Annotated in this window: 14 protein-coding genes and 2 pseudogenes; 7 read left to right on the forward strand and 9 right to left on the reverse strand. The window is 47.0% G+C overall.

Features of this window, described 5'->3' with window-relative positions; translation table 11 throughout:
• The first annotated feature begins 292 nt into the window (after nt 1-292).
• From DWY63_RS07415 to DWY63_RS07430, 4 genes are all read left to right on the forward strand, one after another.
• Nucleotides 293-1828: an aminotransferase class I/II-fold pyridoxal phosphate-dependent enzyme gene (locus DWY63_RS07415; protein WP_117801752.1), complete on the forward strand. Its 1536-nt coding sequence runs from the start codon at nt 293-295 to the stop codon at nt 1826-1828.
• 364 nt (nt 1829-2192) lie between these two features.
• Nucleotides 2193-4265 carry an EAL domain-containing protein gene (locus DWY63_RS07420; RefSeq protein WP_117801753.1) on the forward strand — a complete coding sequence of 691 codons (2073 nt, stop codon included), beginning with the start codon at nt 2193-2195 and terminating at the stop codon, nt 4263-4265.
• A 270-nt stretch (nt 4266-4535) separates the two neighbouring features.
• On the forward strand, nt 4536-5510 hold the full coding sequence (gene bsh / locus DWY63_RS07425; protein WP_055219508.1) for a choloylglycine hydrolase: 975 nt from the start codon (nt 4536-4538) through the stop codon (nt 5508-5510).
• A gap of 229 nt (nt 5511-5739) precedes the next feature.
• Nucleotides 5740-6693: a tRNA dihydrouridine synthase gene (locus tag DWY63_RS07430; RefSeq protein WP_117760769.1), complete on the forward strand. Its 954-nt coding sequence runs from the start codon at nt 5740-5742 to the stop codon at nt 6691-6693.
• A gap of 326 nt (nt 6694-7019) precedes the next feature.
• Here the strand turns inward: DWY63_RS07430 and DWY63_RS07435 are convergent, their stop codons facing one another.
• The 4 genes from DWY63_RS07435 to DWY63_RS07450 form a co-directional block, all read right to left on the reverse strand.
• Nucleotides 7020-7796, reverse strand: coding sequence for a GTP pyrophosphokinase (locus DWY63_RS07435; protein WP_055227650.1), 777 nt, complete (start codon nt 7794-7796; stop codon nt 7020-7022).
• Between the two features lie 82 nt (nt 7797-7878).
• Nucleotides 7879-8580, reverse strand: a complete 702-nt coding sequence (locus tag DWY63_RS07440) for a response regulator (protein WP_022461465.1) — start codon at nt 8578-8580, stop codon at nt 7879-7881.
• On the reverse strand, nt 8573-8881 hold the full coding sequence (locus tag DWY63_RS07445; protein WP_243001858.1) for a sensor histidine kinase: 309 nt from the start codon (nt 8879-8881) through the stop codon (nt 8573-8575). The genes DWY63_RS07440 and DWY63_RS07445 overlap by 8 nt, the downstream gene beginning before the upstream one ends.
• 131 nt (nt 8882-9012) lie before the next feature.
• On the reverse strand, nt 9013-9507 hold the full coding sequence (locus DWY63_RS07450) for a DUF4118 domain-containing protein (RefSeq protein ID WP_147343059.1): 495 nt from the start codon (nt 9505-9507) through the stop codon (nt 9013-9015).
• 197 nt (nt 9508-9704) lie between these two features.
• Between DWY63_RS07450 and DWY63_RS18370 the strand changes: the two genes are divergently transcribed.
• The 3 genes and pseudogenes from DWY63_RS18370 (at nt 9705) to DWY63_RS18380 (ending at nt 11154) form a co-directional block, all read left to right on the forward strand.
• Nucleotides 9705-10454, forward strand: coding sequence for a transposase (locus DWY63_RS18370; RefSeq protein WP_243001859.1), 750 nt, complete (start codon nt 9705-9707; stop codon nt 10452-10454).
• Nucleotides 10455-10633: 179 nt separating this feature from the next.
• Nucleotides 10634-10939 (forward strand): annotated as a pseudogene (locus tag DWY63_RS19070) (GGDEF domain-containing protein); the annotation flags it as partial.
• Nucleotides 10936-11154, forward strand: a complete 219-nt coding sequence (locus DWY63_RS18380) for a hypothetical protein (RefSeq protein WP_243001861.1) — start codon at nt 10936-10938, stop codon at nt 11152-11154. The pseudogene DWY63_RS19070 and the gene DWY63_RS18380, both read left to right, overlap by 4 nt.
• Before the next feature lie 63 nt (nt 11155-11217).
• Here the strand turns inward: DWY63_RS18380 and DWY63_RS07465 are convergent, their stop codons facing one another.
• The 5 genes and pseudogenes from DWY63_RS07465 to wecB all read right to left on the reverse strand — a co-directional run.
• Nucleotides 11218-12393, reverse strand: coding sequence for a glycosyltransferase (locus DWY63_RS07465; protein WP_117760761.1), 1176 nt, complete (start codon nt 12391-12393; stop codon nt 11218-11220).
• Nucleotides 12394-12424: 31 nt separating this feature from the next.
• On the reverse strand, nt 12425-13270 hold the full coding sequence (locus tag DWY63_RS07470; RefSeq protein ID WP_022461471.1) for a LicD family protein: 846 nt from the start codon (nt 13268-13270) through the stop codon (nt 12425-12427).
• Nucleotides 13271-13297: 27 nt separating this feature from the next.
• Nucleotides 13298-13987 (reverse strand): response regulator, encoded by a 690-nt coding sequence (locus DWY63_RS19075; RefSeq protein WP_173815309.1) that lies wholly within the window; start codon nt 13985-13987, stop codon nt 13298-13300.
• A 94-nt stretch (nt 13988-14081) separates the two neighbouring features.
• Nucleotides 14082-15008, reverse strand: a complete 927-nt coding sequence (locus DWY63_RS07480) for a hypothetical protein (RefSeq protein WP_147343060.1) — start codon at nt 15006-15008, stop codon at nt 14082-14084.
• Nucleotides 15009-15222: 214 nt separating this feature from the next.
• Nucleotides 15223-15840, reverse strand: a pseudogene (gene wecB / locus DWY63_RS07485) (non-hydrolyzing UDP-N-acetylglucosamine 2-epimerase); the annotation flags it as partial.
• Between the last annotated feature and the right edge of the window lie 220 nt (nt 15841-16060).

The following is a 16060-nucleotide window of genomic DNA, read 5'->3' on the forward strand; positions in this document are numbered from 1 at the left end:
TTCCTTCCTTTCTCTCCCGTTTCTATTGGCGGATCCCAACAGAAACGCATAGCATCCTATTTTTTATTCTACCGAAATCTCATCGTTTGTCAATTTGCAAAATGCGCAAGGTTTAACGCTTTACCTGTACAGAATAGACAATATTATAATTGAACTTGTTTCGCTTTAATTTTGAACTTTTCAACATTTCTACAATTTTCAGTTTTTCTATTGAACTTTTTTCTTGTCCATGCTACAATAAGCACAGTTTTGAACTTTTTTTATTTTGTATTCTATCTTAAGGAGATTTTCTATGACAAATGAAACCTTTTCCGACCGTCTGAAACTGGCCATGCAGGCGAAACAGTTCAAGCAGGTCGATTTGATCCGAGCGGCCCAGCGGCGCGGTGTGAAGCTTGGAAAAAGCCATGTCAGCCAGTATGTCAGCGGAAAAACGGTTCCGCGCTCCGACATTCTTCACTTTCTGGCCGATGTGCTCCAGGTCGATCCCGACTGGCTGCTTGCAAAAGATTCCACAGTAAACTATACGGCAGATACGGTTTCCGATCCGGCAGAATCCTTTTCTGATCCATCTGCCGCTTCCCTTTCCCAGACAAAAACAGGAGGTTCCCCTATGCGAGAATTTAAAAAATCATCGAAACTCGACAATGTCTTATATGATGTCCGCGGACCTGTCGTAGAAGAAGCAAACCGCATGGAAGCGTGCGGCACACAGGTTCTGAAACTGAACATTGGAAATCCGGCTCCATTTGGCTTCCGTACTCCTGATGAGGTCATCTACGACATGAGCCATCAGCTTACCGACTGCGAGGGTTACTCTCCTTCCCAGGGTCTCTTCTCTGCACGAAAAGCGATCATGCAGTATGCGCAGTTAAAGAAACTGCCAAATGTTTCTATCGATGATATCTACACCGGAAACGGCGTCAGTGAGCTGATCAACCTCTGCATGTCCGCTCTTCTGGATGACGGGGATGAAATCCTCATCCCATCCCCGGATTACCCGCTCTGGACCGCCTGCGCAACGCTGGCCGGCGGAAAAGCCGTCCACTACATCTGCGACGAACAGTCCGAATGGTATCCGGACATCGATGATATGCGAAAGAAGATCACCGACCGCACAAAAGCGATTGTTATCATCAATCCGAATAACCCGACCGGTGCACTCTATCCGAAAGAGGTACTGCAGCAGATTGTCGAGCTTGCCAGAGAACATCAGCTGATCATCTTTTCCGATGAAATTTATGACCGGCTCGTCATGGACGGTCTCGAGCATGTTTCTATTGCATCCCTCGCACCGGATCTGTTCTGTGTCACCTTCAGTGGTCTTTCCAAATCGCACATGATCGCAGGCTTCCGTATCGGCTGGATGATCTTAAGTGGAAATAAAGCTATCGCAAAGGACTATATTGAAGGGCTCAAAATGCTCTCCAACATGCGTCTCTGCTCCAATGTTCCGGCACAGTCCGTTGTCCAGACCGCTCTTGGCGGCCACCAGAGTGTCAACGACTACATCGTTCCGGGCGGACGGATTTACGAGCAGCGCGAATACGTTTACAAGGCATTCTGCGATATTCCGGGCATTACCGCAGTCAAACCAAAAGCTGCGTTCTATATGTTCCCGAAAATTGACACGAAAAAATTCAATATTACAAACGATGAAAAATTTGCTCTCGATCTGCTGCGCGACAAGAAGCTTCTGATTGTCCACGGCGGCGGCTTCAACTGGGGTCAGCCGGATCACTTCCGCGTTGTTTACCTGCCGCGAATTGAAGTTTTAAAGGATGCGGTTGGAAAGATCACCGACTTCCTCTCTTATTATCATCAGTAAAATTCTGATCACTTTTTTCACAGAGCTCCACCGGAAATACCACCTTTTTTTCCGGCGGAGCTTTTTTCCTTTACCGGATTCTTTCCTGCTGCATTACACTTCACCGGTACCCGGCAAACAACAGGTAACTTTTCGTTACTGTTCACTCAGCAGTGAAACACTTGCTGTTTCGCTGCGTAAGAAAGTGATTCAGGCGTGAGCAGCCCTCCTTTTGCGAAGCAAAACTTTAAATGAGGGCTGCGAATGTTACAGTTCGCTGGGAACCAGTGAACTGTAACAACTTTTCTGTTCCACGGCTTAATTTCGATTGCGGCTCCTGTTCCTTTATGTTATAATTCTTTCAAATCAAGTCACAACCTTTCTTTTGAGTTCTGTTCTCGCTGTATCGCTTCTTGGCGGATGCCGCGCCTCCGACAAACCCGTTACGCTGACCGTATGGACGTATTACAACGGAGATCAGTTAGCTTCCTTTGAACGTCTTGTTGAGGAATTCAATACAACGATCGGAAAAAAAGAGCATATTACGGTCGAAGCCTCCAGTCAGGGCAGCATCAATGACCTGGAAAAAAATGTTCTCGATGCCGCCAAAGGAAGGGTTGGTGCCCTTGCCATGCCAAATATTTTTTCCGCCTACGCCGATACCGCCTATACGCTTGAGCAGATGGGACAGGTCGTTGATCTTTCCCCTTATCTTACAGAGAAAGAAAAGGCTGCCTATCTTCCCAATTACCTGGAAGAAGGTGACTTTTCCGATGACGGCAGTATCCACATTATTCTGACAACCTCCACAAAATTCCTGCGTATCATGGAAATGGCAAGTATTGAACTGGGTGGCTATGAGATGCGTTTTGATCTCAACACGGTCTATGTCACAAAGAACTTTTTTCCCATGCTCAACCTTCCATCTGAAGATGTCTCCGGGCTTTCCACCCGGTATTTCCAGCAGATGCTGCGTGAATTTGACCAGACACATTCTCATACCGTATGGGTCGGGCATTCTAAGGTGTATGAAATTTCATTTTCTGACGGAACAATCCGCTACATCCGTATGGAGACCTCCCGCGAGGGCTATGCGCAGATCGGACTTGTCGAAGATTTTACCTCCGTTATGCTGGAACGGCAGCGCATAGAGCACGAGCGTGATTACGATGCATTGACCGGTCTCTACAATCGACGCGCGTTTCAGCGGGAAAGTGAAGCTCTTTTTGAGCATTCGGAAGTTCTCGGTCACGCTGCCCTTCTGATGATCGACCTTGACAATCTAAAACGCACCAACGACACCTTCGGCCACGACTGGGGCGATGCCTATATCCGGCAGGCAGGACAGTGTTTTATCTCCTCTGTGCCGGCTAAAACGCTCTGTGCCCGTATTTCCGGCGATGAATTTAATCTTCTGTTCTACGGCTACCAATCGCAGGAAGAAATTCGAGCACTTCTGCAGAATCTTTCCCTTGCGGTTTCAAATACAGCCCTGGAGCTGCCAAGTGGTCGTAAACTGCTCCTTCGCCTTTCCGGCGGAGTTTCCTGGTATCCGGAAAACAGTACAGATCTGTCTACGCTGAAAAAATATGCGGATTTCGCAATGTACCAGGTAAAGAAAGCAGAAAAAGGGTACATTACCGAATTCGATCTGGAGCTTTTTACAAAAAACGCAAAGGAAACCGAGATGCGCCGCCTGTTCCATAAAATGTTGAATGAAGAGCTGTTTACGTATTACTTCCAGCCAATTGTTTCCGCTGCGGACGGCAGTATCTACGCCTACGAGGCACTGATGCGCGGAAATCTCCCGGCACTTACTCGTCCGGATCAGATCCTGCAGCTGGCTCACGAGGAAGAGTGCCTGCATGAAATAGAACGTCTGACTATGTTTCTCTCTGCAAAATCCTATGCCACATTCCTCTCCACCCATCAGATACGCGGTGATGAGCTTCTCTTTGTCAATTCGATTGCAAGCCAATACATGAATCACGATGAGTCAGTGGCTTACGTCGAACAATACAGCTTTCTTCAGGATCGGATTGTCATCGAGATCACAGAGGAGGATTCACAGGATCTTACAGCTCTGTTGAAAAAACGTGAGATGCCGGGATTTTCCGGTGTATTTGCCCTGGATGACTACGGCAGCGGCTACAGCAATGAAAAAACGCTTCTGGAGCTTGCACCGGCGTATATCAAGCTGGATCTTTCCATCATCCGCGATATCGACTCCGATCCGGACAAGCAGCAGATCGTAGAAAATATTGTTTCCTATGCACATCAAAGAGGCATGAAAATCATTGCCGAGGGTCTGGAAACTCCAGCTGAACTTTTGAAGGTACTGGAACTGGATGTTGATCTCCTGCAGGGCTATTTTCTTGCAAAACCGTCCGCTGTTCCGAAACCTGTCAGTGCAGAATCCGTTGCTGTCATAGAACACTTCCGGAAGCATCTTGCGTAATTCCACCTCTTTCTGCAGCATCATTTCAAATCACAGCATCTATGTCTGATCTGCTGCTTCGAAACAGGTACCAGTCAGCGACCCGGAGCGTATCTGAGCAATCATCCCTCAAAAAACATCCATAGCAAACCCTGCAAAAGCAGGGTTTTGTCTCCACTCTGAAGGATCCTTTTTTATACTTTTTTCATATTTTTCTCCTGTTCGTTCCTCCGCTTCTGTGCTATGATACCTTATAGCAATGACAAATCATCCATCGAAAGGAGTTTTTCTATGTGTACAGCAGCAACCTATCAAACACGCGACTTTTATATGGGCCGCACACTCGATTATGAATTTTCCTATGGCGACCAGATCACCGTTACACCTCGCAATTACCCGTTTTCCTTTCTTCATATGCCGTCCCTTTCCCATCACTATGCAATGATCGGCATGGCGTGTGTGATGGATGATTACCCGCTCTATTATGAGGCGTTCAATGAAAAAGGGCTTGGTATCGCCGGCCTTAATTTTGTAGGAAATGCCGTTTATTTCGATCCGAAACCGGAGAAAGACAATATCGCGCAGTTCGAGCTGATCCCGTGGATTCTCGGTACATGTGCTTCGCTTGCGGAAGCAAAAGAATCCCTCTCCCGTATCAATCTCATCAGCACACCTTTTAAAAAGAATCTTCCGCTCGCACAGCTTCACTGGATCATCGCAGATGCATCGGGTGCCATCACCGTGGAATCCACGGCGGACGGTCTGCATGTCTACGACAATCCGGTCGGCGTTCTGACAAACAATCCGCCGTTTCCAATGCAGATGTTCTCACTGAACAATTACCTGCATCTGTCACCGAAACAGCCGGCCAACACATTTTCCAACCAGCTCGATCTTTCTACGTACAGCCGCGGCATGGGTGGCCTCGGACTGCCGGGCGACCTCTCTTCTGCTTCCCGCTTTGCACGCGTGGCGTTTGTAAAGCAGAACTCGATCTCGGGAAACAGCGAAACGGAAAGTGTCAGCCAGTTTTTCCATATTTTAAATTCTGTTGACCAGCAGAGAGGATGCTGTGAGGTGGCGGACGGAAAGTATGAGATCACGCTCTATACTTCCTGCTGCAATGCGACGCAGGGAATTTACTATTATACGACGTATGACAATCATCAGATTTCTGCGGTTGATATGCACCGCGAGAATCTCGATGGCGAAACGCTTCGCTGCTTTGCGCCGGTGACGGGCGAGCAGATCCATATGCAGAATTAGAAAAATCCGGTACAGAAATCTTTGAGGACCCCTCAAAAAAGATTCTGTATCGGATTTTTTCTACATCTCATCACATATTGTAAAACAGACGTCGCACCGGCTTCTTCTTTTAACCTCTTACTTGTTTAGTAGATATTATTTTACTTTCATTTTTTTCTGTCCCTTCCGGCAGTTTTATGATACACTTTTCGTATTGGAAAACCGATTTTTTTGAAAGGATTTTATCATCATGCAATTTTATCTCGCCCCGATGGAAGGGCTGACCGGATATGTGTACCGGAGCGCCTACCACAAATATTTTCCGGCGGCTGACCGTTATTTCACGCCATTTATTACAAATAAAAAGATGAGCTCCCGCGAGCGCAATGACATTCTCCCGGAGCATAACGAAGGGATGACGGTGCTCCCGCAGATTCTCACAAACCAGGCGGAGGACTTTCTTTCTCTGACAAAAGAACTGAAGGAGTACGGCTACGATACCGTCAATCTGAACCTTGGCTGTCCGTCCGGCACGGTTGTCGCCAAGCGGCGCGGCTCCGGACTGCTTGCGTGGCCGCATACACTCGATGCATTTCTCGATGAAATCTTTTCGTCCTGCGACTGCCGGATTTCCATCAAGACAAGACTTGGCACAACCGACACCGATGAGTGGGAGACGCTGCTTGCGATTTATGACAAATATCCGCTGGAAGAGCTGATTATTCATCCGCGGATTCAGAAAGATTTCTACAAATATACGCCGCGCATGGAGTGTTATCGGACAGCATATGAGACGAGCCGCCACTCGCTGTGCTACAATGGGGATCTTTTCTCAACCGCTGATTTTCAGAAGCTCTGCCATGATTTTCCCTTGACGGAAAAGGTCATGCTCGGCCGCGGGGTGCTGCAGAACCCCTGGTTGATCGGGATGCTGCGCAGTACAGATCCTGCCAGCAGTGAAAATTTAGCTCCGGCAGATAAGGAGCTGCTGCGCGCATTCTGCGAAGATCTCTGTGCCGGCTATGCGCGCGTTATTTCCGGGGATAAAAATGTGCTGTTTAAATTAAAGGCACTGTGGATTTACCTCGGAACATCGTTTACGAATCCCCAGAAGTATCTGAAAAAGATCAAAAAAGCAAATCGCCTTGCCGAGTATGAAGAGGCCGTTGATTCGCTCTTTCGGGAACAGGAGCTGATTTTTTAACCGAATCGAGCCGCGCAAGCCGCTTATGAACCTTCGCTTGATTTTTCCATCCTGTTCCGCACAGATAAAATTGAACCGCGTCTGATCAACGAAAACACAGCTCTCATCCTTTTCTCTTACCACACCGAATGCATCCGCCGTGAGGATGGCACTTCGTACGGCATCCGCGGACTCGAGACACAGGTCGCCGTCAAAGAGGACGAGAAATGGAAATTGCAGCATATTCATTATTCGAAAGAAGCATGAGCAAAAATACGCCGCAGATCTGATCACTAGACCTGCGGCGTATTTTTATGCTCTTTTTCTCCAACTCCCAAATCCGTTCTCTATTTCATCGGCAGCATTGCAAGCGTATCGCACTCTTCCTCTTCTGCTTCCTCTGCAATCAGATTCCGGATATTCTGCATACGGTTATCCAGCTCCGCGCTCTGTCTTGCGCAGTCGTAGAGTTCATCCTGCAGATATTTGACATGATTTTCGGGAATATTTTTCTTGTAGCGCATCTTGTGCTCCAGACTCGCCCAGAAATCCATCGCGATCGTACGGAACTGTACTTCCACGTAAACCAGTTTCTTTGTATCCTGTAAAAAGATCGGCACCTGAACGATCAGATGAAGACTGCGGTAGCCGCTCTCCTTCGGATGCTGAATATAGTCCTTCCGCTCAATCAGCGTAATGTCATCCTGTTTCAGAAAACTGTCTGCCAGCTTATAAATATCGCTTGGAAAAGAACAGATCACGCGCACACCGGCGATATCGCGGATATTTTCCTCGATAGACTCCAGTGTGACCGGGATGTCTTTCACGCGGATTTTCCGCATAATGCTCTCATACGATTTGACCCTTGTTTTGATTCCTTCGATCGGGTTCTGGTCATAGGAAAGCGAGTATTCCTGATTCAGCACCCGGAACTTTGTCTCGATTTCCATAATGGCGCACTGATAATACGACATCAGAAGATCGAACGGCTTTTTGTTCTTCTGCATCATCTCAATAAACTCATCCGATAAAAGATTCTGCTTTACAAATTCATCCCGTTTTGTCCCAATCAGGTTTTTTCCCTGTTTTTTTATTTCCTCCAGTACTTCGAGGTTTTTCATCATCCGTTTTTTCGTCCTCCCAAAACTGCGTTCTCTGTCCTTTATGCTATCATTTTAGGCCTGTAAAGTCAAATTTTTTCTTCTTTTACTCTACCTTCAGCATCCGGTAGCCAACCCCGATATGCGTCTGGATATACTGCGTCTGCTCTCCGTTCTTTTCCAGCTTTTTCCGAAGCGTCGCCATGAAAACACGGAGGGAAGCGATATCATTCTCCCAGCTGCTTCCCCAGATTTTCTGTGTGATAAACGTATGCGTCAGCACCTTCCCTGCATTCTGCGACAGCAGGCAGAGCAGCTTGTATTCGATTGGGGTCAGATGAAGTTCCTCTCCGTCAAGATATGCGCACCCCGCTGCGTACTCGATCCGCAGTGCGCCATTTTCAAAGACAGCCGACTGGACTCCATTTTCTGCCTGCATCTGGGACAGACGGCGCTGTGTGACTCGAAGGCGGGCCAGCAGTTCCTCCACAGAAAACGGTTTCGTCAGATAATCATCCGCTCCTGCGTCCAATGCCTCGATTTTATCGCTGTCCTCACTTCTTGCACTGATTACGATAATCGGCATATTCGACCAGCTTCGAATCTTTTCAATCACCTCTACGCCATCAATATCCGGCAGGCCAAGGTCGAGCAGAACAATGTCGGGATTATGTGTGGATGCCTCCATAATGGCACCCGCACCGTTCTTTGCAGAAATATACTTATAATCGTGTGTTTTTAACGTCGTAGTAATCAGGTTGTGAACCGGCGTATCATCTTCCACAACCAGAATTAATGTCTTATTCATTCAAATTCACCTCACTGAGCGGCAGGGTAAACCGAAAGCAGCAGCCCTGTGGATCGCAGTCATAAAGTGCTATCTCCCCGCCGTGCGCATTTACAATCGAACGGCAGAGTGCCAGTCCAAGGCCAAGGCTTCTGCGGCTGTCGCTTACTTTATTTTTCCCGGAATAGAACATCTCAAACACATGCTCTCTGGACTCTTTTGGAATCCCGGGGCCGTTGTCCTCCACCGCGATCCAGATATTTTTCTCCTCTTTTCTGGCTGTCGAGAACCCACTGAATGATTTCCTGTTCCCTTGGGTCAAAGATTTTTTCCGTCTTTCCTCCTGTCTGCGCGCTGTAAAGTGTTCCGCGGACAATTCTGCTCTCCTGTGCCCCTGCCGGTGCGGCCGTCAGATCCCTTCCCAGCAGTTTTACAAGCTTTGTCGCTGTAATATCAAAAATCTCCGACGCATCCTCTGCCTTCTGCAGAAGCTGGCTGGTATTGAAAAGAAGGTTCTGTCAGGAAGTAGTTAAACAGCACTACACTGATCACAGAACTGATTACGCTGCAGGTATAACCGCTGGTCAGAATGGACGTCATCATAACGCCGACCAGATATATGGTAATGATATTGGAATCCGGAATGATATGGATTTCCAAATCCGGCACCAGATCGGTCAGCCGTTCGGTCCATCCCCTTCTCTTTCGAAAAAATCCCTGATCCATCATGCTTTTTCCAATGACAATCCGCGTTACTTCGGAAATTCTCGCATATTCTGCAATCTGCAGGGCAATGTCCTCGCTGTGCGTCGTTACAATCTCCGCCCCGCTCTGTTCTACCAGGCGGATATGCTTCTGCAGCCTTGCCTGATCCTCCGGCGTTTTCTCTGCCGGTTCCGCGGTCTGCATATACAGTGCTGTAAAATTAGCACCAAATGCCCGGGCCATCTGTGCCGCAGTCCGGATAAACACTCAAAAAGGACACCTTTTATTGTATAATTATGTTACCCCACAAACATACGAAAGAAGGTGTCCTTAATGAAAAATTAGCATTGAAGAAACTGCTAACTTATATGAAAAGTGTATACAAAATTCCACAAAAAATCAAGGGTTTATCCGATGAAAGAAAAAGAAAACCCATCCCGTTGTTTAATATCGTTATGCCAGTGCTGATTTTCCTGATGCTTCAGTATGAAAGTTTTCACACCATTTTTTCAGCGCCGGAAAGCATGGAGAAACGACTGAAAAACTGTATCCGTGGAAAAATCCCAAAAGTTGATGCAGTCAGGGATCTTCTTTCCCGGATTGATCCAAAAGAAATCGAGGAAATTCACGCGCAGACGATTGATGTTCTGAAACGCAACCGCGTATTTCGGGAAGGAACCATAGACGGATATGTTGCAGCAGGTATTGATGGGATGGAATTATTCAGCAGTACAAAAAAGTCCTGTCCAGACTGCCTGAGCCGGAAGAACGGGACGGGGAAGACAAAATACTTTCATCGAAGTGTGGTATGTATGACGGTAGGAAAATCGCCGCATGTGATCTTTGGGCAGGAAATGCTGAAACCCAGAGATGGTTCAGAAAAAGATGAAGGGGAACTGACAGGAGCGAAAAGGCTCATCCGGCATTTAAAGAAAAGGCATGGTCATTTCGCAGATGTGATTGTGGCGGATGCGCTGTACCTGAATGCCCCGTTTATCAATACTTTGAAAGAATGCGGTTTAGAAACGGTAATCCGTCTGAAAGATGAAAGAAGGCTTCTGTTTCAGGATGCGGAAAGCATGTTTCAGCGGGACGAGGGGAGAAAAAGGAGCTTCAGGAAGGGAAAAAAGAGTATTGAAGTCTGGGATCTTTCCGGATTTGAGATAGACCTTACCTGGACGATATCTTAAGCGGACTGAAATACGAGGACGGCCACTACGATCTCGTGAGTCTTTCCGACAAGGATTATCAGAAAAAACTGAATGTCCAGATTGCCTGCTGGGATAAACTGAAAAATGAAATTCAGAAGGTCAGATCCGGAGAAAACGGAACGGCGGATCTGGTAGACATGAGCGAGACGTATTTCCAGATGGCAGATGAAACGGTTGCCGCAGTCAAAGTTTCCCGTGCCAACCGCCAGCTGGAACAGAAAGCCTACATCGACCTTCACACGGGACTGCCGAACAAGAGCAAGTGCGAAGAGCTGTTCCACAATGTGGAATTCATCAAAACTCCTACCGCCTGTATCGTCTTTGACATGAACAACCTGAAACGCGTCAACGACAGCCTCGGCCACTCCATTGGCGACCAGCTGATTCTGAACTTTGCCCGGCTGCTGCGAAACTCGATTCCCGCGAAGCATTTCGTAGGAAGATACGGCGGCGATGAATTATGGCGGTCATCTATGATGCAACCCGCGAAAGCATCACAGAAATCCTCACAGAGCTTCAGAACGAAGTCGAACAGTTCAACAGCTACGGAACCCAGTTCCGCATCAGCTATTCCCACCGCTTGGCACTTTCCACCGATTACAACGAATGTACGCTCCACACGCTGTTTGACAAAGCAGATAAATATATGTATGAAAACAAGCAGGGACGCCAGGACTAAAGAAACGCCGGAACCGGAAATATCTTATCGCCGGTTCTGGCGTTTTTTCTTGCTGTTTCTCTTTTATTTTTTTGCAAACGCTTCTATCTGCGCATATCCCGCTGAAAAATCAATGGGTTCCTCCCGCAGCTTCTTTCTGACCGCATCGCGTCCTTCCTGATCTGCCAGCACTTTCTGGATTTTATCGGCAAACTGCATCACATCCAGCGGACAGAGATATCCGTTTTCCCCATCCCGGATCTGCTCGCGCATGGACGGAATATCGGAAGCGATGATGACCTTCTGCAGGCTTCTCGCCTCTACAATCGTAATCGGATAGCCTTCGTGACGGGACGGCTGGAGATACAGGTCGCAGGATTTTACGTACGGCGCAGGATTTTCGCGCATTCCGAGAAAAATAATTTCCTGCTCCACCTGATATTCCTTTGCCATGGTCCGCAGCTTGTTCAGATCTCTTCCATCACCGATGATGAACCATTTGAAGCGAAGTCCCCGTTTTTTCAGCTCCGCCGTAATCTGCACCGCAATATCATATCCTTTTTCTTCCGAAGCTCTTCCCACCGTCAGAAATTTCAGCTCTCCTGTGTACTGCGGATCGCTAAGCGGCTCCTCACTCCGTCTCTGCACCTGTTTGATGTCAATGAAATTCAGCAGAACCTCTGTCCGGTCCGCGAGTTCCGGAAAACGGGCAATGACCTGTTTTCGGACAGGCTCGGAAACACAGTAAATTTTATCATACTCCGGAATAAAGTCCCTGGTCCGGAACAGCCACCAGAGATTTTCTCCGTGGAACCAGACCGCTTTTTTCCGCGCATTCGTCTTTCTGGCTCCGAATGCGGTTGTGAACGCACCGAATCCGAAAAAGTCGAAAACAAGATCGTATTGTTTTGTTTCCGGCTCCACACACTCCAGAATCCGTTCATACAGTTTTCCATACCGTTTCTTTCCATACACGACGCGCATCAGAAATACGCCCATTCCTCTGGCATAGAAAGACCGTTCTGCCGGTGTCTCCCGTTTTCCCACAATCCGTTCCAAAGCCGGATGCGGTTTTTTGTTCCAGATCATCTGGCGCACTTCCACTTCCTTCGGAATCCGCTCCAGCAGAACGCCTCTTTTTTCGACCAGAAGAAGCGTTACATCTTCTTTTTTCTCCACCAGTTTCTGCAGCAGCGCTGCCATGGCAACTTCCGTTCCGCCCATGTCCATGGTACGTCCCAGCACCAGTATTTTACTCATTGCTTACCTCTCATCTGCTTTTTTCTCTGTTCTAACGCCAGTAGGCATCTCCCACATGCGCAGGATGACGCTGATCCTCCGGCGGAAGCTGATGGTAATCGCCGTACAGGGTGTGAAGATACGTCTCATATCCCGCCGGGGCATTGATCAGATGGCCTTCAAACGGAAGGCGCACGATCTCTTCGATCGCTGTTTTGGGAATCGCGTCCGACTTGCGGTAACCGCCGCACTGGCAGGCCACCCACTTTGAGTCCTCCGCGCGGTACTTTCTGCACTCTTTTTCCATCTCGCGCAGAATCCGCTCTTTTCCATAGCATTTCCGGATCGCCCATTTGCACCATTTTGCGAAGCTTCCTTTGTTTCCTTTTAAGGTTTGGCGGTAGGTGCGGAATGCATTCATCCGCTGGCTTTCCAGAAACAGCAGCTTTTTCCAGTGACGGTCGTACTCCGGTGTATCTTTTTCCGGCAGTCCGTCAAACGGGAAAATGTCGACGAAAAGACCGGTATCCACAGCTCCTGCCACGTGCTCCACAAGACTCGTTCCGGTGTGTACCAGCTTTCCGTATGCCAGTGTGAAACCCTTTGTATTATGAAAATTCATGACGCGGTACGGTGTATCCGTTTCGCTGTTTACAATCTGTTCCAGTTTTTCATAATCCGCTCTCGGCATCCAGACATCCACATCATCATCCCACGGAATGAACCCCTGATGCCGGATCAGCCCGAGCAGCGTTCCATCTGCTGCAAAATAGATCAGGTGATGTTTCCGGCAGACTTCATCCAGATACAGTAATATTCCAAGCGCAATCTCCTGTTTTTCTTTTAATTCTGTAATTTTACGCATAACGGCATTGCCTTTCTGTTTTGTTTTTCCCATCCATTATAAACACTCTGCCGGATTTTTTCAATTTAAAGTTCCTGCCGCTCCGGCGCCCGTCTGAAGATTCCGCACTGTTTTTATCAGTACCTTCATATCCACCGGTTTTACTATGTGTGCGTTCATGCCCGCATTGAAGGCATTCTGCACATCTTCTGAAAATGCGTTGGCTGTCATCGCAAGAATCGGGATTTTCTTTGCCAGCGGGTGGCTGCTGTTCCGGAATTTCGTCACAAAGAGAACCGATGCCAGGATCAGAAGCAGAATTACTGCCAGAATCCTCAGCTCCTCGACAGCGGTATCCTCGAACATCTTCGTTCCGTTGCTGTCCACCACATACGTCGTGCTCTGGTTGCTGAATGCACTGCTTCTGAAATACGGTGCCATCTCCTCCATCGAACGGATCAGAATAAAGTGTGTGATGATACTGCCGTCGACCACCAGCTGGCTCTGCAGTTTTCTGGCAAATACCATCTGGTTTTCATTGGTGATCCAGTCCGATGTCAGAAAGCTTTTGATATCCGCATCCTGCAGATCTTTAGATCTGTACCACACGCCCTGCAGACCCTCATCGGAATAATAGTATCCTTCCTGGTTCACGGCAATAAACTGGAGGTTTTCATGCGTGGAGCTTAATTCTTCCTCACGTTTTTTCAGAAATTCACACAACCGGCGTTTTACTTGATTACAATCAGATTCGGGTTCTTTGGGCTTCATCAACATCCGCAAACTGCATATTGCAAATATGCTGTTTTGACAGGCACTATTTTTGAAAATTGCGATAGTATTCGTTTATTCACTCTGCACAAGATCATATACATGGTATAAATGCTGTTTTTATTTTTCTTTCATATAATCCATACAATTTCTCGCATTCCATGCATATCCATCCTGCTTCGCCTGTATATAGCGGATATTTTCGTTTCTTACAATATTCTGTTTCATAATTTCCTACTAATTCCACAAGGTTATTGATATCCCTCATCTGCGCAGCAGCCATTCCTGTCATTGCCCACAAAAAGCCAGTTCTTTTTTTATTCAGTTTCTGCCACTGAAATCTTTCCGTAAACTGATCATATAATACCTTTTGCTTTTTCTTCTCTTTTACCGGAAATTCATAAATCAGCGGATAAATCTGAGCAACACCATCCGGATAAAATTCTGTCTGATGATACCGATCACTGTTTCCGATAATTCTCCATCTTTGATTCGCATCATCCCAGAATATCTTTTCTATCTGTTTCTGTATCTTTTTACGAATTTCACTGATCGCCTGCGTATCTTCCAGTCCTGCAAGTTCCAATTCATACAGGCCTTTCCACACTTCCAGATTATCCATCAGATAAACTGTTGTGTTTTCTTCTGAAACCTGTGTAATTCCATCCTGCATCAGGCTTTGAATCTTTTTTAATGCAAGGCTGATTCCATTTTTCCAGGATTCCGGCAGGTCTGTACTTTCTGTCTTTTCCAGATATTTTCCCATAAGAAAAAGGTACATACCAAGATATCCGTCTTCGGAATCAGCCTTTTCTTTATAAATAAGTTCCCCACCCTCTTTCCTGTAGATTCCCATTTTTCCATCTGTTTCCAGCAAAACCCCAGTATGCCAGTCCAGATACCTGCCAACAGCTTTTTGCTCTGTTTCAGTCATGGGGCAATTCTTTGTTTCTGCCAGAAGCCCCAGTGCAGCCATACATGCAAAGTATGGATTAACATCTCCGGCTTTACTTCCATTCATATAGATTTCGCCTTCAGGGCCCTGATTCTCAAGGATCCACTTTTTTTCTCTGGTCAGGACGGTTTCCAGCCATTCCTGCCGGACAGATATTTCTTTTCTCAGGTTCTGATAATAAGCAAACATAAACACAATGCACACAGTTATGCAAAATATAATAAGTCCCATCAAGTTCTTTCGATGTTTCACTTTTCTTTTGCATTGGCTCTGTTTATGCTTATGCATCTATATCCTCCAGGATTTTTCTGATTTTGATACTTGCAGTCCCATCACCATAAGGGTTTCTAGCCTCACTCATTTTTCTGTATGTCTCCGGCTCTGTAAGAAGCCGCCTGCATTCTCTGTAAATATCCTCCATCTTCGTGCCTACAAGCTTTAAGGTTCCTGCTTCCACACCTTCCGGACGCTCTGTTGTATCCCGCATGACCAGTACCGGTTTTCCCAGTGCAGGAGCTTCTTCCTGAATTCCGCCGCTGTCTGTCATGATCAGATAACTGGCTTTCATCAGGTTATGGAATTCCACCACATCCATTGGTTCGATCAGGTGTATTCTCTCGCATCCACCAAATTCCTCATCTGCGATCTTCCTGACCTGCGGATTCAAATGTACAGGATAAATAACCTTCACATCTGTAAATTCTTCCACGATCCTGCGTATAGCCCGGAACATATCACGCATGGGCTCTCCCAGATTCTCCCTTCTGTGTGCTGTTACAGCAATCAGTCTGCTGCCTTTTGCCCATTCTGTTTCCGGATGATAAAAATCACTTCGCACCGTATAGTGCAAAGCATCAATTCCTGTATTTCCTGTGATAAAGATCCGCTCTGGATCTTTCTTGGGCAGATGTGGAAACAGGAAAAACAACCAAACATATCATTGTGCAAAATATAAAATAACAAAATTTGAAATTTCTTATATTCTGTACTAATTTGCACTTCTTCATCTTTCTCCCACCCTCCGGGCTACAGTTGCTTGCTTGCTTGCTTGCTTGCTTGCTTGCTTGCTTGCTTGCTTGCTTGCTTGCTTGCTTGCTTGCTTGCTTGCTTGCTTGCTT

The sequence above is a fragment of the Blautia sp. AF26-2 genome (assembly GCF_003460955.1).
Lineage (GTDB): Bacteria > Bacillota > Clostridia > Lachnospirales > Lachnospiraceae > Fusicatenibacter > Fusicatenibacter saccharivorans.